Here is a 20,135-nt window from a genome sequence, read left to right as displayed (position 1 = left end):
TCGGCTCTACAGGGGGGGGCCGCGAAATCGCGCTGGGGGGATGGGGTCGGATCCCTTTGCGCAGCAAAGGGCTCTGACCCCACTTAACGCATCGGCTTACCAGCTGTAGCTGACGCCCATCTGTGCGCTGATCTGGTGGTAGCCCGAGGCGCGCTGCAGCGCCAGGCCGCCCCACACCCCTACCCCGCCGGCAAACTTCACCGACGCACCGCCACTGAACTCGCCACGGCTGCGCGGGATGCGTGCATCCACCCGCTCGTCATCCATCAGCACGCTGGAGGCAGCGCGCTGGTGCAGCCAATGCGCGGCAATGAACGGCTGTACCTGGGCCGCACCATTGCCCCAGCGGGTGACCCCGGACAGGCGTACTCCGGCACGGCCGAACATGCCATCGGCATCACGCGTGGTCACCACCGTGCCGTTGGCTTCGGTATGGCGCAGGCTGTCCCAGCGGTTGTAGCCGACCTGCAGCTGCGGCTCCAGGAACAGGCCGCCACGGGCATCGCCGCCCAGACGCAGCGCGTAACCCGCTTCCACCGCACCCTGCCACGCCTTGCTGTCATAACGTTCCGGGGTCAGGGCCACGCCCTCCACGCGATTGCGGAACTGCGCACGCTGCACTGAGGCATCCACGTAGAAACCGGCATACGGGTCGCCATGCGCGGCGCGCCAGGTACCGTACACACCCAAGGCTTCACCCTTCACCTTGCCGCGGGCGTAATAGCCGGTGAGGCTGTTCACCGACGTGCTGCTGGCATTGCCGCCGCCCAGCATCACACCGAATGCGCTGCCTGCATCGTTGCGCACCAGATCGGCACCCACGGCCAGGGACTGGTTGTTACCACGGATATCGAGCTGGCGGCTGACCGCATCGAAACCATTCCGCGAACCATCCACACGCACCCAGCCCCGGCCGCTGTTCTGGCCGGCGTGCCGGTGGTGGTAGCCCAGCGCGAACATGTTCTGCGCGGCGGTGAGGTTGGCCAGGTACGCCCCACCTTCCGGGCGCAACACAACCGGCGGGGTGATTGGATCGCCACCGCCCTCCTCTCCGCCTTCGCCCCCCTCACCGGGATCAGGTCCCGGACCGGGTGCAACCTCGCATCCCGGCGCCGCCGGATCAAGCTCGCAGCGGTCACCGAGTTGCGAGCGAAGGTACCAGATGCCATCGCTCGGATCGGTCAGGCCGCCCTTGTGCAGGAAGTATTCGTAGGTACCGCCCACCGCGCGCCCTGCCAAGGTGTAGGTCGCCAATGCGGCGCCCTCCACCTGGATCAGTGCGATGCCGTCCACGGTCTGCCCGCCTACTCCGCCGATGTTGCGCACGGCCACCTGCGCATCGCCCGTGGCGCCGCCGCGCACATGCAGGCGGTCAATAGCCGAGCCATCACCGCCCAGCGCCCCGCTGAACAGCAACGTCGCACGTTCGGTGTGCAGATCGCCGTCCACAGTGAGCATGTTGAAGCGGCCGCTGCCATCAGATATCGCTACCGTGCTGTCGCGTACCTCCAGCTCGCCGATACGCGCGTCGCTGGTCAGCGTCCACTGGCTGCCGGCATCCAGTGAGAGCGTCTGCACCAGATCTGAAGTGCCCAACCACAGCGCGCCGTCGGCCAGCTGCACATGCACCTGCGACTGTGGCAAGAGGCCAGCGGCTACGTCGTCGGGAGTAGTGACTATGTCACCTAGCAACTGCGAGCCTTCCTGCAGCGCCACGTCGAAGCGTCCTGCGACAGCCGCATCCAGCGCCATGCCGATGCCGTTGCCGCCAGAAACCACCGTCCCGCCGCCGAGGGTCACACCCGCGTCACGGGTACTGCGTACCCATAGGCCACCGTGTCGGGTACTGACGAGCGACCCGCCGTTGATGGTCATCCGGCCGTTGTCGTTTATTACGGCCGCGTAAGCGTCTTCGCCCTCCGCGCGGACGTGGGTGTTGTACAGCGTCAGTTCTCCCCGCCCACCCGCCAGCACGCCATGCGCTGCATTGCCCAGAGTGACCACCTGACTGTCCAGCAGATTCACGCTGCCGCCGAGACGTGCGATCGCGCCGATGGCGCGGTCGCCTTGAGTCAGAACGTCCACCTGCGTCGCGTCAATGAGCGGGCGGCCGCTGCCGCCTTCTGCATAAATGCCATGGCCATTGTCACCCAACGTGCGCAGCACACTGTCCGAGACGGCGGTGTGGCCGCCCATGACTGATATGGCCTGCCAGAATTCACCACCCGCAGTGATACTGGAGCCAGTGATGGACACGGCCGAGTCGTTCAGCACCAGAACGCCGACGCCGTTGCGGGAGGTAATGTTGGAGCTGGCGATGTCCACCAGGCCGCCACGCTGGTTGACGTTGATACCGGTCGATTCACTCGTCACCGCACTATTGCGCAACGTCAGCTGCGCGTCCGTCATCATCAGGACGCCGAACTTGCCGTACACATCCGTACCGTCCAGTAGCACCTTGCCGTCTCGGGATCCGAAGCTGATCGCCGCTGCGTTATCGCCTCCAGCGTGGATGCGACCGCCGTACATCTGCACCTCCCCACCCACCAACAGTCCATCTCCGGAGCGCGCATGGGTCAGACTGATGTCCACGTTGTGCAACATCGCCGTATTGCCAGCACCGATCATTACACCCATCGCCCCGCCCCCAGTGCCGTTGATGGTGACGTTGCGCAGGGTGATGTCCCCCGTACCCAGTGCCTGCGCCCACACGCCGGCGCCGCCTCCAGCATGGTTGATGGTTACGTTCTCCGCCAGTAGGCTGCCGCCTTCCACAAAAAGCCCGTGCGAACTGCTTCCCAAGACGTTAATGGCGCTGTCATGCACGGCAACAACGCCTGCGTTAAGGGTAATTCCATGTGCCCCCCCTCCCCGCGTGGTGACGGTTACTCCGTCGGCTGTCAGGCTACCGCCGGTCACGCTGATGCCGCTTGCCGCCGTGCCACTGGTGCCGATGCGCGTGCCCTGGACTTGAATGTGACCACCGCTATCGGCCGACAACCCGACCGCGCCGTAGCCGGTGGTCAGCACGCTGCCGCCGCTCAGATCGATCCGGCTGCTGGCGCCCTCGGCACGTGCCGCGGCGGCGCGCTCACCTCCGGTCTGCAGGGTCACTTCACCCGTTGCAGCAATGCTGCCGCCGTTTAAAGCATGGAATGCGTGCTCGGCGTCGCCAATGGTGGCGTATTCGCCTGGAGCCGGGGTTTCCGTCGTGCCATCGGCAACGACCTGCTGAGCATGGGCCACCGGCACGGAAAGGGAAAGCGCTATAGACGCCGCCAACATGTGACGGACGGGAGGGAAACTGCACATGGATTCAGCTCTGAAGGCGCGCCGTGAAACCGGCGGGGTGGCAAGCATCCGCACTGCGACCCTTGTCGGCCATCGAATTCGATTCAAAGAATGTAGCTGAACCGTCAACATTTCCACAGGCTGTGGCATTGCGATCTGCAACAAATTGCATAGGTCAGAAGCGTCATCTACGGCATGCTGACGATTGCTACTGGACACCCATGCGCTCACAGACGCTTCATCCGCCTGAGCTATATCTCGCAAGGTACGAGCGGGCGCGTCGCAGCACCGCGTTTCGTCCGGCGTCTCCACTCTCACCTAGAAAAAGCCGATAAAACGCACTCTGGTCCCTGCACGCGCCCGTGCGCCAGTCCCTCACCCACTGGCCCTGGGTCTCGTCGCCGCACTGGTCGCAACGGCCGTTGCGCCTGTCGCTTTGGCAGGCAATCTCGATAACCAGTCGGTCGAGGTGGTGGCCGGAGATCCGCTGGAGGCATGGAATCTAATTAATGGCTCTTCGCTGTCGGTTAGTGGGGGCCAAGCGGCCGGCGTGGTGAATCGCCACCCGCCGCTGGCCAGGATTCCCTCGTAGCGAGTAGAGTCCGCTGCCGCGCCTTCCCGGTCAATGTCACATCGCCCTCCTGGGTGTGATCGTGGTGGAAGCCGTTAGCCACACGGCGGAGGTCTTGCTGTTTGGCAGACGCATCGGGGTCTTCGGAAGGAACCAGCAACCTACACCAATGCCACCGGAGAATAGCCCAGCGCGATTTACACATATCACACCGACATCTGGCTGACGTCACCGTTGCCGGCCAAGCCATCGGGACGGTAGGCGCCCTGCCTGTCGTGATCTGCTCCAGGTGGGCCTGGCTGCGAATCTGCAACTTGTTGCATGGTTTCAGCGTAGGTGCTCGACGACAATGGCCCCGCGTCAATCGATGCAATTGCGACATCTTCTGGCGCATCCCAGCCTTTCGAGGAGTGCGACACGATGTCAAACCGCTATGCACCGCGCTCGCGCCCCCTGACGCTCGCTCTTATGGCCGCCCTTGCCATATCGACCTCGCAGGCTCTGGCCGCGACTGTCTCAGGACCCGACGCAACGCATGCCGTTCAACCCGGCGACCGCGTGGAAGACTGGTTCGTCCTTGACGGGGCAGTGCTGCAATTGCGACCGCAATCGCGCGTGCTTAACGCCTTCGTGACCGATTCGCGCCTGGAAGCAGAGAATGCCCGACTTGATTTTGTGAATGTACTGCGGGGCAAGCTCGATATGCGAGGCGGCATGCTTGGGTATGTCGTCCGCGGTGGGTATGCCGCGCTGATCAACAACAGCGTTGCCTATCTCGATCAGGTGGATATTGAATCCGACGGGACAGGCATCTGGGCGATTCGCGCCGGTACTGATATAAGCCTCTCCCGCTCTGTGCTCTCAGCCAGCCTGATTGGCGTGGATGTCGAGGACAGGGCGACCGTTCGTCTGGACGATGTCGATCTGAGTACGTCCAATGTGCTGACCAGCGTTGGCCTAAGAATGGCCGACAGCCGTGCCAGCTTGGCTGACAGCCGGATCAGTGCAGGCGGAATCGCCGTGTCCATGATCAACAGCGTAGCGGACATCACCGGCAGCACCCTTGCCGGGCCCACAGGCGGCGTGGTGATCAGCACGACCGCCAGTGCGGCGGCACCTGCGCAGGCGCGACTGGAAGGCACTACCGTCACTGCAGCGTCGGGCACAGCGGTCGAGCTGTCCGGTGCGAGTACGCTGTTACTACGCGATAGTGTTCTACAGGGCGGCGGGGCCAACGGCATGGGCGTGCTGATGCAGGGCGGCGGCACCCTCGTTGCGCAGGGCGGAAGCATCGAGGGGAATCGCGCAGGGCTGCGCGTGGAAGGCTCCCGAAACCAGGCGCGATTGGACCGCACCGCCGTCACTGCAGCGTCGGGCACAGCGGTCGTGCTCTCGGGTGGCAGCACGCTGGCATTACGCGACAGCCTTCTGCAGGGCGGCTCGGCCAGTGGCATGGGCGTGCTGATGCAGAGCGGCAGCACCCTTGTTGCGCTGGGCGGGAGTATCGAGGGGAATCGGGCGGGGCTGCGCGTGGAAAACTATGGCGGCGTTACCAGCGCCGTGCTCGATGGCGCGCGGATTACCTCCGTCAACGGCGACGCCGTGCAGGTTACTGGGAACACGGCTGGCACGAACACCATCACGCTGCGCAACGGTGCTTCATTGGCCACCGGTTCGGGCGTCCTGCTGCGCGCGCAGGGCAGCGCCCAAGTGGATCTGCAGGTTCACGCCTCGCATCTGACCGGCGATCTGATCGGCCAGAGCACTGACTCCGGCCTGGACGTAACGCTGGGCGACGGCGCTACGCTGGCCGGGAGGATCGAAGGTGGGCGGGCCATTGCCCTGCACAATGCGCTGTGGCAGATGACTGGCGCCAGCCTCATCGACCGACTGCTACTCGGCCCTGATGCCGTGCTTGCGTTGGGCGGGGGCGATGTCTTCCAAACGCTGGCGATCAGCGGCGACTTCATTGGTGATGGCGGCACCCTCCTCTTCAGCACCGTGCTTGACGGCGACGATGCGCCCACCGACCGGCTTATCATTGGCGGCGACACGCGGGGCACCGCCAACATCCGGGTGACCAATGTGGGTGGCGCCGGAGCAGCGACCCAGGACGGCATCAAACTTATTTCGGTAGGCGGGACATCCAATGGCCAGTTCATCCTGGCAGGTCGCGCCGTGGGCGGCCAGTACGAATATTTCCTGCACAAGGGCACTGGCGTCGATGGCAACTGGTACCTGCGCTCGGTATTGCCGACGCCGCCGGACCCGTGCGACGCCGATCCTTCCAGCTGCACACCGCCTGTCGATCCGGTACATCCGGTAGATCCGGTGAATCCGGTGAATCCGGTGGATCCGGTAGATCCGGTGGACCCGGTAGATCCGGTGGATCCGGTAGATCCGATCGAACCGGCGGATCCGGTGGATCCCATCGATCCCGGAGATGGCAACCCGGTCCCTCCTCCGCATCCCGACCCTGTGATCCGTCCCGAGGGCGGCGCGTATCTCGCTAACCTGCGTGCTTCGCAGGAGATGATGCGGATCGGCTACCACGAGCGCAGCGCAGGCCAGAACGCTGGGCGCGCCTGGGCGCGCGTAGACAGAGCCCGCCGGGGCTTCGATGCGGCCAGCCACCAGCTGCGCATCCGCGGTAACAGCCAGACGCTGAGCGTCGGTGCTGACCTGTGGCGCACCCACAATGACGGTGGCGTGGGCATCATGCTATCGAGCGGCAATGCCGCCAGCACATCCACCAACGCTTTCAGCGGCTACTACGCCCGCGGCAAGGTCAAGGGTGAAGCGCTGGGCGTATATGGCACTTGGCATGCGGGTGGTGGGGCAGATCCCTACAGCGGCTTCTACGTGGATGGCACCGTGCAGCGGTCGCAGTTCCGCAACCGTGTGGAAGGCGTGGGCCTGGCAACGGAGCGCTATGACAGCCGCGTGTGGCAGAGCGCGCTTGAAATCGGCTATGCGTTCCGCCTGGGCGGCAGCAACAGGAACAGCAACGTGTTCCTGGAACCGCAATTGCAGGTCGGTTACGACCGCTGGAGCGTCACACGCCACACCGAAGCCAACGGCACGGTGGTGACCACCGGTGGTGCCGATGGCCTGTTCGGTCGCTTAGGCCTGCGCCTGTCAGGCGTGACGCGATGGGAAGACTGTGCGGCGCAGGTGCAGCCGTACCTGGCTGCCAACTGGCTGCTTAACCGCGCCGAATCGCAGGTGTACATGGATGGAGAACTGGTAGACGCACGCGTTCCAGGCAAGCGTGCCGAAGTAAGTGCCGGAGCGTCGCTGAAGTTTGCCAACGGCGTGAGCGTGTGGGCTGGGTTGGCCCGCCAGCAAGCGAGTGGCTACTACCAGACCAGTGCGCAGCTCGGGGTGAACTACCGCTGGTAAGACGCTACTTCGTTTGGCTGCACCGCGTCGATATGTCCCTCGGCGATATCTCTGGTCGGATGCTGGGCACAACCAACCGAAGCCACATCATCATCTGACATGTTGCGTCATCCTGCATGCACACCACGATGAACACGGAAAGGGCCGGCCGCTGGAGGTGGACGTGATCGCGCCGGACGGACAGGCCGTGCTGCCGCTGCCGGCCGGTGCGGGCACGCCCGCAACGGTCGCGTTCCATTGTCTGGACGATTACGGCATCCCGCGCGATGCGGAAGGCAAGGTGGGCGCTGCAACATCTGTAGAGTCGAGCCCACGCTCGACTCACGCGCAAAGCGCGAAGTAGATCCACGCCATGCGTGGATGATGACTGGAAGTGGGTCAGAGCCCTTTGCGCAGCAAAGGGATGCGACCCTGGCGCGCACGGCCGCCGGGCATGGCCCGGCGCTACCGGGGGACGCGCACTCCCGTCGTGGATGGGGTCAGAGCCCTTTGCGCAGCAAGGGGTCTGACCCCTTCGGCTGACCCCTTCGGCTGTTACGCCGAGGCGTAGCGCACGGCGGTGCCGATCCAGCGGTTGACCACGCGGTCGGCCAGCGCCGGTTGCTGGGCCAGCAGGCGTTCGGCCAGGTCGTGCACGCCGGGCAGCAGGCCGGCATCGCGGGCCAAGTCGGCAATGCGGAAACCGGCCAGGCCGGTCTGCCGGGTACCGAGTAGTTCGCCGGGACCGCGCAGTTCCAGATCCTTTTCGGCAATGACGAAGCCATCGTTGGTGTCGCGCATCGTCTGCAGGCGCTCGCGCGCCATCTGCGAAAGCGGCGCCTGGTACAGCAGCACGCAGCGCGACACAGCCGAACCACGGCCAACACGGCCGCGCAGCTGGTGCAGCTGGGCCAGGCCCAGGCGCTCGGCGTTCTCGATCACCATCAGCGAAGCATTGGGTACGTCCACGCCCACTTCGATCACGGTGGTCGCCACCAGCAGGTCGATCTCGCCGGCCTTGAACGCCACCATCGTCGCCAGCTTTTCGGCGGCTTTCAGGCGGCCATGCACCAGCCCGACGCGTACGCCGGGCAGCAGTGCCTGCAGTGATTCGTAAGTGGCCTGCGCGGGGGTTGCATCCAGCTCTTCGCTTTCCTCGATGAGCGTGCACACCCAATACACCTGCCGCCCTTCCTGGCAGGCCAGCGCAATGCGCTCGATCAGCTCCGGGCGACGGTCATTGTTCAGTGCGACGGTCTGCACCGGCGTGCGGCCCGGTGGCAGTTCGTCGATGGCCGAGACATCCAGGTCCGCGTATTCGGACATCGCCAGCGTGCGCGGAATCGGTGTTGCGGTCATCACCAGCTGGTGCGGCACGCTGTTGCCTCCCGCGCCCTTGTCACGCAGCGCCAGTCGCTGATGCACGCCGAAGCGTTGCTGCTCGTCGACGATGGCCAGTGCCAGATCCTGGAACACCACGGCCTCCTGCATCAGTGCGTGGGTGCCGACCACCACCTGCGCTTCGCCGCTGGCGACCTGCTCCATCACCTTGGCGCGCGCCTTGCCGGTGACCTTGCCGGCCAGCCAGGCGATGCGCACACCGAGCGGTTCCAGCCAGCCGCGCAGGTTGTTGAGATGCTGTTCGGCCAGCAGCTCGGTGGGCGCAGCCAATGCAACCTGCTTGCCCTGCTCCACCGCCAGCATCGCCGCCAGCGCGGCGACCACGGTCTTGCCGGAGCCGACATCGCCCTGCACCAGCCGCAGCATCGGGCTGGGGCGCGCCAGGTCCTCGCGGATCTGCTTGAACACGCGCGCCTGCGCGCCGGTCAGCGCGAACGGCAGCTGCTTCAGCAGCGCCTTGGCCAGCTTGCCGGGGCCGGCCAGCGGCGGTGCATGGTGCGCCTGCAGCGCGATACGCTGGCGACGCAGGCTGAGGTGGTGGGCCAGCAGCTCTTCCATTGCCAGGCGACGCTGCGCTGGATGAGTGCCGGCCGCCAGCGCGGCCAGGTCGGCATCGGGCGGCGGCCGGTGCACGGTCAGCAGCGCGCTGCGCAGCGACGGCAGGCCGAGGCCATCGAGCCAGCCGCTGGGCAGCAGTTCCAGCGTGCTTTCCTCGGGCAGGCGGTCCAGCGCCTGGCCGATCAGCTTGCGCATGGTCATCGGGCCGACGCCTTCCACGATGGGGTACACCGGGTCGAGGCGGTCGCCGAGTTCGGGATCATCGCTGCGGCCCAGCACCTGGTAGCTGGGGTGGACGATTTCCAGGCCGAGGTGGCCCGGCTTGGGGGTGCCGAAGCAGCGCAGCCGGTTGCCCACTGCGAACTGGCCGACCTGCTGCTGGCGGAAGTGGAAGAAGCGCAGCACCAGGGTGCCCCGCCCTTCATCTTCCACCGCCACCTTCAGCATGGGCCGGTAGCGCATGCCGCGTTCGACCGCGGTGACCCGCACTTCCACCTGCGCGGGCACGCCCGGGCGCAGGTCTTCGATGCGGGTCAGCCGGGTCCGGTCTTCATAGCGCAGCGGCAGGTGAAGCCAGAGATCCTGCAGGGTGGCCAGGCCACGCGCCTGCAGTTTGGCGGCCACGGCCGGACCGACGCCCGCGAGCATCGCCAGGGATGCTTCGCCGGACGGTGACAGGACCGGGGTGACCGCCGCCTTGCGTGCCACGTGGCGGTCAGTCGATGACCATCACCGCGTCGACCTCGAAGTTGGCGCCCTTCGGCAGGCCGGAGACTTCGATGGTGGAACGGGCCGGGTACGGGGCCTGGAAGTAGTCCTGCATGACCGCGTTGACCTTGGCGAACTCGCCCAGGTCGGTCAGGTACAGGCCCAGGCGCACGACCTTGTCGAGCGAGCCGCCCGCGGCTTCGGCCACGGCCTTGAGGTTGTCGAAGGCGCGACGGGCCTGCGCTTCGACGTCACCGGCGCCGACGATGTCGCCGGTGGCCGGGTCGAGCGGGATCTGGCCGGAGAAATACACGGTGTTGCCGGCGCGCACGGCCTGCGAGTACGGGCCGATGGCGGCAGGGGCCTTTTCGGTGTTGATGATCTGGCGGGACATGGGTCGCTCCGGTGCTTTGGGGGAAAACAGAGCGGTGATTGTACCGGCTGGGGCGCGCGTCGGCTGGGGTCGGATCCGTTTCCCGCCGGGAAACGGCTCTGACCCCGTGCATGAGATCGGGTCACGCGATGGGGTCAGAGCCCTCTCCGTTGGAGAGGGATCCGACCCCGGATCCGAAGCAGGGTTATTGGCGGCGTACCGCTTGCACGACCGACAGGCGGCGCAGGCGTCGCATCACCTCGGCCAGGTGGTTGCGGTCGCGCACCTGGATGTTGAACGCCAGCACCGCAGCGTTGAAGTCGCGGTCCAGGTAGTCCACGCGCTCGATGTTGGAGTGGCTCTGCGCGATGGCGGCGGCCAGCTGCGCCAGCACGCCGGTGCCGTTCTCCACTTCCACCACCAGCGAGGTGTCGTAGTCGCCGGAGACGGTGGTGTCCCAGCCGATCGGCACCCAGCGCTCGGGCGACTTGCGCAGCTCGGCCAGGTTCGGGCAGTCCATGCGGTGCACCACGATGCCCTTGCCGGCGGTGTGGTAGCCCATGATCTCGTCGCCGGGAATCGGCTGGCAGCAGCCGGCGAAGGTGACCACGCCGCGCTCGCTGCCGTTGATCAGGATCTTCTCCTGCGAGTGGTGGCGCGAATGCGGGCCGCCACGCAGTTCGGCGTAGGCCATCAGCGCCTGCGCGGCCTGGGTCGGCATCCAGTTGCCCAGTGCGACCTCGGCCAGCAGCGCCTCCAGGCGCGGGAAACGGTGCTCGGCCAGGAACGCGTCCAGGCGCCCCTTCGGCAGCCGTTCCAGCGACGAATCCATCGCTTCCAGCGCACGGTCGAGCATGCGATGGCCGAGCTGCACGGCATCTTCGTGCTCCAGCTGCTTGAGCTGGTGGCGGATGGCGGTGCGTGCCTTGCTGGTGACCACGAATTCCAGCCACTGCGGTTTCGGCGTGGCCGAGCGTGCGGTGATGATCTCCACCGACTGGCCCGACACCAGCTTGGTGCGCAGTGGCACCAGTTTCTTGTCCACGCGCGAGGCCACGGCCATGTTGCCCACGTCGGTGTGCACGGCGTAGGCGAAATCGAGCGCGGTGGAATTGCGCGGCAGGGCCAGGATCTTGCCCTTCGGGGTGAACAGGTAGACCTCGTCCGGGAACAGGTCGACCTTGACGTTGTCGAGGAACTCCAGCGAGGACCCGGCGGCGCGCTGCGAGTCGATCAGCTCGACGATCCAGGCGTGGGCACGGCTCTGCGCGCTGTTGGGCGAGTCACCACCGAACTTGTAGGTCCAGTGCGCGGCCACGCCGCGTTCGGCGATCAGGTCCATTTCCTCGGTACGGATCTGCACTTCGATCGGCGAGCCATACGGCCCGAACAGCACGGTGTGCAGCGACTGGTAACCGTTGGCCTTGGGAATGGCGATGAAATCGCGGAAGCGGCCATCGAGCGGCTTGAAGGTGGCGTGCACCGAGCCCAGCGCGTGGTAGCAGCTGGGCACGCTGCGCACGACCAGGCGGAAGCCGAACACATCCATCACCTGGTCGAAGGATTTGTTCTCGTCGCGCATCTTGTTGTAGATGCTCCACGGGGTCTTGATGCGGCTGATCAGCCGATGCTCGATCCCCTCCTTGGCCAGGCGCTGCGACAGCTGCACTTCCACCTGCGCCATCGCTTCGCGACGCACCACCGGCTGGCTGCGGATGTGTTTTTCGATGATGGCGTGGCGCCACGGGTAGAGCGCCTTGAACCCCAGGTTCTGCAGCTCGCTCTTGACCAGGCTCATGCCCAGGCGCTGGGCGATGGGCGCGTAGATCTCCAGCGTCTCGCGGGCGATGCGGCCACGCGCTTCGCGGCTCTGCGCGCCCAGCGTGCGCATGTTGTGCAGGCGGTCGGCCAGCTTGATCATGATCACGCGCAGGTCGCGCGACATCGCCAGCAGCATCTTGCGGAAGCTCTCGGCGGCCGCTTCCTGGCGGTCGCGGAACTTCAGCTTGTCCAGCTTGGTGACGCCGTCGACCAGTTCGGCCACGGCTTCGCCGAACTCGGCGGCCAGCGCCTCGCGGGTCAGCGGGGTGTCTTCGATGGTGTCGTGCAGGATCGCGGCGATCAGCGCTTCCACGTCCAGGCCGAGCTCGGCCAGCACCTGGGCCACGGCCACCGGATGGGTGATGTAGGGCTCGCCCGACTTGCGCGTCTGCCCAGCGTGCGCGGAGGCTCCGACTTCCCAGGCACGGCGCAACAGCGGCAGCTGTTCCGGCGGCAGGTAGTGGGCGGCGCGTTCAAGCTGGAGGACGTAGTCGGGTACGGCGGCAGCGGGGGCTGCGGCGACCTTGGCAGTGGGGCCTGGGTTCATGCCCGAAGCCTATTCCAGCGCGACGTTTACGGCAAATCCTGAATGCGAAACAGCCCGCACGGGGCGGGCTGTTCGGCGATCCAGCAATGACGTTGATCGATGCGATCAATCGTCGTTCTTGGACATGTCTTCGTCGGCGACCACTTCGGCGGCAGCCCACTCCAGCGCTTCGCGCTCGGCGCGCTCACGCTCGGCCTTCTCGACTTCGTCGATCAGCGCGTTGTCGATCTTGCGGGCGGCGATTTCGCGCAGCGCCAGCACGGTCGGCTTGTCCTCGGTCTCGCTGTTGTCCAGCGTGGCCTGCACGCCGTTGGCGAGCTGACGGGCACGCTTGGACGCCATCATGACCAGTTCGAAACGGTTGTTAACGACTTCCAGGCAATCTTCTACGGTGATGCGGGCCATACGGGCTCCCGGCGACCGATCGGCCGCTCAGTCGAATGAGGGAAAGGGGACGGAGTGTACTGGCAGGGGCTGGACAAAATCAAGCCAACCCCAACCCGATTCTTTTGGAATCAGTCAGTTGCACCCGCATCGGGGGTCAGCAGGGCCTGGATCAGGGCGGCGTGGCGCACCTTCTGGGCCTCCCGGCGCAGGCGGCTGGCAGTGAAGATGGCGCACAGCTCGTCCACGGCAGTGTCGAACACCTCGTTGACGATGACGTAGTCGAACTCGTTGAAGTGCAGCATTTCATCGCGGGCTGCGCCCAGCCGCTGGGCGATGACCGCCTCGCTGTCCTGGCCGCGCTTGCGCATGCGGTCCTGCAACGCCTGCTTGGACGGCGGCAGGATGAACACGGTGACCGTGCCCGGCACCAGCTGCCGCACCTGCTGCGCGCCCTGCCAATCGATCTCCAGCAGCACGTCCTGGCCAGCGGCCAGCTGCGGCTCCACCGACTGCCGGGCCGTGCCCTTCCAGTCGCCGTGCACCCAGGCGTGTTCGAAGAAGTCGCCGGCGGCGATCATCTGCTCGAACTTCTCGGCACTGACGAAGTGGTAGTGCTGGCCGTTCACCTCACCCGGGCGCATCGCGCGCGAGGTGAAGGAAATCGACAGGGCGATCTGCGGGTCACGCGCCAGGGTGGCGTTGACGATGCTGCTCTTGCCGGCGCCGGACGGGGCGGCCACGATGTACAGCGTGCCGCGCGCAACGGTGTCCGACGGTTTCGACGGGGCGCTCATGCGGGGGATCCAACGGGTTGATTTCGCAAACTTTTTTCCTCGGTGTTCCAGGTCCGGCGCGGCGGATCGCGCCAGGACGGCGGGGGCTGCGCGGAACATCCTGGAACCAGGCCCGGCAGACGCTTCCCCGGGGTGCGGGCACGCAACTTTACCAGAGGCGCCCGTTTGCGCGCCCGCCCGGCAGGCGCCGGGCCTTGTGCCACATGGGCATCCGGGGGCCTGTGCTATAACCGGGCCGTACCCAACGACAGCCCGGAGGCCCGTGCCTCCCCGCCATCCCAGGAGAACGGCATGCCATCGATGAGCCGCCGCCAGTTCCTGAAAGTGACCGGGACAACCCTGGTCGGCTCCAGCCTGGCACTGATGGGCTTCGCGCCCGGCATCGCGCTCGCGGAGGTCAGGCAATACAAGCTGACCCGCGCGACCGAGACCCGCAACACCTGTACCTACTGTTCGGTGGCCTGCGGCATCCTGATGTACAGCCTCGGCGATGGCGCCAAGAACGCCGAGCCGAGCATTTTCCACATCGAGGGCGACCCGGACCATCCGGTCAACCGCGGCACGCTGTGCCCGAAGGGTGCCGGCCTGGCCGACATCATCCACAGCAAGTCGCGCCTGCTCTACCCCGAGTACCGCGCGCCGGGCTCCAACGAGTGGAAGCGGCTGAGCTGGGACGATGCGCTGGATCGCATCGCGCGGCTGATGAAGGAAGACCGCGACGCCAACTTCGTGCAGAAGAACGAGGCCGGGCAGACGGTCAACCGCTGGCTGACCACCGGCATGCTGGCGGCCTCGGCCACCAGCAACGAGACCGCGGTGCTGACCCACAAGGTCGTCCGCTCCCTGGGCATGCTGGCATTCGACAACCAGGCACGTGTCTGACACGGCCCGACGGTGGCAGGTCTTGCCCCGACGCTAGGCCGTGGTGCGATGACGAACCACTGGGTCGACATCAAGAATGCCGACCTGATCCTGATCATGGGTGGCAATGCCGCCGAGGCGCATCCGTGCGGGTTCAAATGGGTGACCGAGGCCAAGGCCCACAACAAGGCCCGGCTGATCGTTGTCGACCCGCGCTTCAACCGCTCGGCTGCGGTGGCCGACGTGTACGCGCCGATCCGCACCGGTACCGATATCGTATTCCTGGGCGGCCTGATCAACTACCTGCTGACCGAGGACCGCATCCAGCACGAGTACGTGCTGAACTACACCGACATGTCGTTCCTGGTGAAGGACGAATTCGCCTTCAAGGACGGCCTGTATTCGGGCTACAACGAGGAGAAGCGCAGCTACGACCGCTCCAGCTGGGACTACGCCTACGGTGACGATGGCTTCGTGCGCAGCGACCCGACGCTGAAGGACCCGCGCTGCGTCTACAACCTGCTGAAACAACACTACGCGCGCTACACCGTGGAGATGGTCGAGCGCATCTGCGGCACGCCGGCCGACAGCATCCGCCAGGTGTGGGACATGATCGCGTCCACCGCCGGCAAGGACAAGGCGATGACCATCCTGTACGCGCTGGGCTGGACGCAGCACTCGATCGGCGCGCAGAACGTGCGTGCCGGCACCATGGTGCAGCTGCTGCTGGGCAACATCGGCGTGGCCGGTGGTGGCATGAACGCGCTGCGCGGGCACTCCAACATCCAGGGCCTGACCGACATCGGCCTGATGTCCGACCTGCTGCCCGGCTACCTGACGCTGCCGAAACAGGATGAGCAGGACTACAACGCGTACATCGCCAAGCGCACGCAGAAGCCCCTGCGCGCCAACCAGATGTCGTTCTGGCAGAACTACCCGAAGTTCCACGTCAGCCTGATGAAATCGTGGTGGGGCGATGCTGCCACCGCCGACAACAACTGGTGCTTCGATTACCTGCCCAAGCTCGACAAGCCGTACGACATGCTGCAGGCGTACGAGCTGATGAACGAGGGCAAGATCCATGGCTACATCTGCCAGGGCTTCAACCCCCTGGCCTCGGCGCCGAACAAGGGCAAGCTGATCAGCGCGTTCTCCAAGCTGAAGTTCATGGTCAGCATGGATCCGCTGGAAACCGAGACCATCGCCTTCTGGCAGAACCACGGCGCACTGAACGACGTCGACCCGAGCACGATCCAGACCGAGGTGTTCCGCCTGCCGACCACGTCCTTCGCCGAGGAGAACGGTGCGGTGGTGAATTCCTCGCGCTGGCTGCAGTGGCACTGGAAGGGGGCCAATCCGCCAGGCGAAGCGCGCAGCGACATCGAGATCATGTCCGAGCTGTTCCATCGCATCAAGGCGATGTACGAGAAGGACGGCGGTGCGTGGTGGGAGCCGGTGCGCGACCTGGCCTGGAACTATGCCAACCCTGAAGTGCCGACGCCTGAAGAGCTGGCGATGGAGTACAACGGCAAGGCGCTGACGGACGTGTTCGATCCGAAGGATCCGACCAGGCTGGTGCGCAAGGCCGGCGAGCAGCTGGCGACGTTCGGCGACCTGCGCGACGACGGCAGCACCGCCTCCGGCTGCTGGATCTACATCGGCGCCTGGGGCCCGACCGGCAACATGATGGCGCGGCGTGACAACAGTGACCCGACCGGCATCGGCAACACCCTGGGCTGGGCCTGGGCGTGGCCGGCCAACCGCCGCGTGATGTACAACCGCGCCTCGTGCGACGTGGCCGGCCAGCCGTTCGATCCGCGCCGCACGCTGCTGGCCTGGAACGGGAAGAACTGGGGCAATGTGGATGTGCCGGACTTCAAGGCCGACGAAGATCCCGCCGGTGGCATGGGTCCGTTCATCATGAACCCGGAGGGCATCGCCCGCTTCTTCGCCAAGGCCGGCATGGCCGAGGGACCGTTCCCGGAGCACTACGAACCGTTCGATACCCCGCTGCGCAGCAACCCGCTCAGCCCCGGCCAGGCCCTGACGCTGAACAACCCGGCGGCACGCGTGTTCGCCAGCGACCGTGCCCAGATCGGTTCGCCGGACGAGTTCCCGCATGTGGCCACCACCTACCGCCTGACCGAGCATTTCCACTTCTGGACCAAGCACGGCAAGCTCAACGCCATCATCCAGCCCGAGCAGTTCGTCGAGATCGGCGCGGCATTGGCCGACGAGCTGGGCATCAACAACGGCAGCCGCGTGCGCGTGAGTTCCAAGCGCGGGCATATCGAAGCCGTTGCGATGGTGACCAAGCGGATCAAGGCCCTGCAGATCGATGGAAAGACCGTGCACCAGGTGGGCGTACCGATCCACTGGGGCTTCCTCGGTGCGGCCAAGCCCGGCTACATCGCCAATACGCTGACCAATGCCATCGGTGACGGCAACTCGCAGACGCCCGAGTCGAAGTGCATCCTGGTCAAGGTCGAGAAGGTGTAGGAGACACGCCATGTCACTGCAATCGCTGGACATCATCCGCCGCTCGGCCACCACCACGCCCTCGCCGGAGGCGCGCGGTGCGCACACCGGCCAGGTCGCCAAATTGATCGATGTGAGCAAGTGCATCGGCTGCAAGGCCTGCCAAGTCGCCTGCATGGAGTGGAACGACCTGCGCGACGAGGTCGGCAGCTGCGTCGGCAGCTATGACAACCCGCCCGACCTGAGTGACCAGTCGTGGACGGTGATGAAATTCCGCGAGTACGAGGACGAGAAGGGCAAGCTGGAGTGGCTGATCCGCAAGGAGGGCTGCATGCACTGCAGCGACCCGGGCTGCCTGAAGGCCTGCCCGTCGCCGGGCGCAATCATCCAGTATGCAAACGGCATCGTCGACTTCCAGGAAGAGAACTGCATCGGCTGCGGCTACTGCGTGACCGGCTGCCCGTTCGATGTACCGCGCATCTCCAAGAAGGACCACAAGGCGTACAAGTGCACGTTGTGTTCGGACCGGGTGGCGGTCGGCCAGGAGCCGGCCTGCGTGAAGACCTGCCCGACCGGGGCGATCACCTTCGGCAGCAAGCAGGCGATGACCGAGCATGCCGCCGGCCGCGTCGAAGACCTGAAGTCGCGAGGCTACGAGAACGCCGGCCTGTACGACCCGCAGGGCGTCGGCGGTACCCATGTGATGTACGTGCTGCAGCATGTGGACAAGCCCGAGCTCTACGCCGACCTGCCCAAGGACCCGCGCATCAGCCCGATGGTGGAAGTCTGGAAGGGCGTCGCCAAGCCGCTGGGCGTGCTGGCGATCGCCGCCACGGCCTTTGCTGGGTTCCTGCATTACATCGGCATCGGCCGCAACACGGTCAATGACGAGGAAGAAGAGGCCGCCGAACACGAAGCGAAGAAGATCGAAGAGGAGCAGCGGCCATGAAGTACGCCCCGCACCCGCGGCAGATCATCCGTTACCGCGCGCCGACCCGCATCAATCACTGGATCGTGGCGATCTGCTTCGTGCTGACCGCGCTGTCCGGGCTGGCGCTGTTCCACCCTGCCCTGTTCCCGTTGACCCAGCTGTTTGGTGGCGGCCCGTGGACGCGCATCCTGCATCCGTTCATCGGCCTGGCCATGGTGGTGGGTTTCACATTGCTGGCGATCCGCATGTGGCGTGACAACCTGCCGACCGCCGATGACCGCGCGTGGATGCGTGGCATGCGCGATGTACTGCGCAACGAAGATGAGAAGCTGCCGCCGGTGGGCCGCTTCAATGCCGGCCAGAAACTGCTGTTCTGGGCCATCATCGGCTGCCTGTCGGCGCTGCTTCTGACCGGCTTCGTGATCTGGCGGCAGTATTTCAGCCACTTCTTCCCGATCGGAGTGATCCGCTTCTCGGTCCTCGCCCATGCGCTGTTCGGCTGGGTACTGGTGTGTGCGATCGTGGTGCACATCTATGCGGCGCTCTGGATCAAGGGCTCGGTGCGGGCGATGACCCAGGGCAAGGTGACCTATGGCTGGGCGTACAAGCACCACCGGCAGTGGTTCCGCGACATCCTGCGCGGGCGCCGGGAACAGGGTTAGCGGCAGGGCCTGCGGCCCTGCACCCGCAGAGGCAACGTCAACGTCAACGTCAAGAGCGGGCTTCCTGAGGGGTGGCGGGGTGGGTCCGGTTGCGGGGGACGCCGTAAACCCGTCCTTGGGGGCTTGTCCGCGGCATCCATGCCGCGGACACCCCCGCAACCGGACCCACTCCGCCTTCGACAGTTTCCCGCTGCTGTCGGAATGGCATGAGCTGCTCTTGGTGGGTGTCGACCTTGGTCGACACGATGAACATGGCAACGACAGAAACCGGATTTTGTAGAGTCAAGCCATACTCGACTGTTTTGCTCGACTGCGTTGCTTGAACACGCTGGACGCCGACGCCGACAACAGCGAGGATGGAGCCTGGTTCTTCTGGCTGGCCCTGCATGGCGCAACGCATCCTTGAACCCGGTGAGATCGAAACGCTGGCCTCGCGCGATGTACCGCGCATCATCCTGCCCGATATCACGTCGCTGTTCGCCGAGCGCGCCAAGCGCCTGCGCAGCCTGGCCGCGCATAGTGCCATCGGCGGTTACCTGCAGCTGCTGGCGGCGCTCGCTGATGCCCAGCAGGCGCTGCTGGAGATGTTGACAGCGCAGCAACGTGAGCAACTGCAGGCACAGGCGCGTGCGCAGCAGTCGAGTGCGGCGGCCGGTGCCGGCATGCCGTTGCGGCCGGCCAACACACTGCAGCTGGATGGACGCTGGCGCGACTGGCTGCGCACGCTGTGCCAGCACTGTGCCGACGAAACGGGCCTACCGGCGGAAACCCGGCAGGAGCTGCAACGCGTCGCGGCTGCTGATGATGCGTGGTTGGATGCACAGGCGCATGCGGTGCTGGAACGCGATGACGCGCCCTCGGTCGACGCCGTCGCCGCGCTGCTGGTGATGAACGCGCTGCAGGTGTACTGGGCGGTGCTCGCCGCCAGCTTCCATCCGACCGACCTGAAGCCGCTGGCCGATGCGCCAGGCCTGTGCCCGCTCTGTGGCACGCTGCCAGTGGCCAGCGTGGTGCAGGCGCGCCCGCCCTACGCCGCCTATCGCTACCTGTCGTGCTCGCTGTGTGCCTGCCAGTGGCATTACGTGCGCGTGCAGTGCAGCCAGTGCGGCGCCGCCGGCAAGGACATTGCCTATCGCGCCCTGGCCGAGGTGGACGGCGACAGCGGCGAGGCGGTGCGCGAAAGCGCGGTGCGCGCCGAGACCTGCGACCACTGCCGCAGCTATCGCAAGATCCTGTACCTGGAGAAGGATCCGTCACTGGAGCCGGTGGCCGATGACCTCGGCACGCTGGCGCTGGATCTGCTGCTGGCCGAGGAAGGCTATGCGCGTGCCAGCCAGAATCCTCTGCTGTGGCAATCCGACGGCGACTGAC

General features: G+C 65.9%; 12 protein-coding genes. 6 read left to right on the top strand and 6 right to left on the bottom strand.

All coding sequences use genetic code 11. The features are described from left to right. Window positions 1–96: 96 nt before the first annotated feature. Window positions 97–3,423: an autotransporter outer membrane beta-barrel domain-containing protein gene (locus tag KXV01_RS14590; RefSeq protein WP_258393605.1), complete on the bottom strand. Its 3,327-nt coding sequence runs from the start codon at window positions 3,421–3,423 to the stop codon at window positions 97–99. 775 nt (window positions 3,424–4,198) lie between these two features. On the opposite strand from KXV01_RS14590, the gene KXV01_RS14585 reads away from it, so the two are divergent. After that, the gene (locus tag KXV01_RS14585; protein WP_258393606.1) at window positions 4,199–7,264 is read left to right on the top strand and encodes an autotransporter outer membrane beta-barrel domain-containing protein; all 3,066 of its coding nucleotides are present in this window, start codon (window positions 4,199–4,201) and stop codon (window positions 7,262–7,264) included. Between the two features lie 163 nt (window positions 7,265–7,427). After that, window positions 7,428–7,607 (top strand): hypothetical protein, encoded by a 180-nt coding sequence (locus tag KXV01_RS14580; RefSeq protein ID WP_146257777.1) that lies wholly within the window; start codon window positions 7,428–7,430, stop codon window positions 7,605–7,607. Window positions 7,608–7,798: 191 nt separating this feature from the next. On the opposite strand, the gene recG is transcribed toward KXV01_RS14580, so the two are convergent. The 5 genes from recG to gmk all read right to left on the bottom strand — a co-directional run bounded on the left by recG (window position 7,799) and on the right by gmk (window position 13,832). Next, window positions 7,799–9,910: an ATP-dependent DNA helicase RecG gene (gene recG, locus KXV01_RS14575; RefSeq protein ID WP_263467887.1), complete on the bottom strand. Its 2,112-nt coding sequence runs from the start codon at window positions 9,908–9,910 to the stop codon at window positions 7,799–7,801. A gap of 7 nt (window positions 9,911–9,917) precedes the next feature. Then, a complete protein-coding gene (locus tag KXV01_RS14570; RefSeq protein WP_005410875.1) occupies window positions 9,918–10,304 on the bottom strand; it encodes a RidA family protein in 387 nt (128 codons plus the stop codon). A 184-nt stretch (window positions 10,305–10,488) separates the two neighbouring features. Beyond that, window positions 10,489–12,651 carry a bifunctional (p)ppGpp synthetase/guanosine-3',5'-bis(diphosphate) 3'-pyrophosphohydrolase gene (locus tag KXV01_RS14565; RefSeq protein ID WP_049412764.1) on the bottom strand — a complete coding sequence of 721 codons (2,163 nt, stop codon included), beginning with the start codon at window positions 12,649–12,651 and terminating at the stop codon, window positions 10,489–10,491. A 105-nt stretch (window positions 12,652–12,756) separates the two neighbouring features. Then, window positions 12,757–13,056, bottom strand: a complete 300-nt coding sequence (rpoZ, locus tag KXV01_RS14560; protein WP_005410877.1) for a DNA-directed RNA polymerase subunit omega — start codon at window positions 13,054–13,056, stop codon at window positions 12,757–12,759. A 110-nt stretch (window positions 13,057–13,166) separates the two neighbouring features. Beyond that, entirely contained in the window at window positions 13,167–13,832 is a 666-nt protein-coding gene (gene gmk / locus KXV01_RS14555) for a guanylate kinase (RefSeq protein ID WP_049412766.1), read from the bottom strand. A gap of 291 nt (window positions 13,833–14,123) precedes the next feature. Here gmk and fdnG point away from each other — a divergent pair, with 291 nt between their 5' ends. From fdnG to fdhE, 4 genes are all read left to right on the top strand, one after another. Then, complete coding sequence (fdnG, locus tag KXV01_RS14550) at window positions 14,124–17,192, top strand: formate dehydrogenase-N subunit alpha (RefSeq protein ID WP_143566350.1); 3,069 nt, start codon at window positions 14,124–14,126, stop codon at window positions 17,190–17,192. A gap of 10 nt (window positions 17,193–17,202) precedes the next feature. Next, on the top strand, window positions 17,203–18,120 hold the full coding sequence (gene fdxH / locus KXV01_RS14545) for a formate dehydrogenase subunit beta (protein WP_049412770.1): 918 nt from the start codon (window positions 17,203–17,205) through the stop codon (window positions 18,118–18,120). After that, window positions 18,117–18,764, top strand: coding sequence for a formate dehydrogenase subunit gamma (locus tag KXV01_RS14540; RefSeq protein WP_164284146.1), 648 nt, complete (start codon window positions 18,117–18,119; stop codon window positions 18,762–18,764). Before fdxH ends, KXV01_RS14540 begins: the two co-directional genes overlap by 4 nt. A gap of 386 nt (window positions 18,765–19,150) precedes the next feature. Then, on the top strand, window positions 19,151–20,134 hold the full coding sequence (gene fdhE, locus KXV01_RS14535; RefSeq protein ID WP_111191245.1) for a formate dehydrogenase accessory protein FdhE: 984 nt from the start codon (window positions 19,151–19,153) through the stop codon (window positions 20,132–20,134). Window position 20,135: the final 1 nt, after the last annotated feature.

This window comes from Stenotrophomonas sp. Ps181 (genome assembly GCF_025697425.1).
In the GTDB taxonomy this organism is placed as follows: Bacteria; Pseudomonadota; Gammaproteobacteria; order Xanthomonadales; family Xanthomonadaceae; genus Stenotrophomonas; species Stenotrophomonas sepilia.
This window is presented reverse-complemented; position numbering and strand designations above follow the sequence as displayed.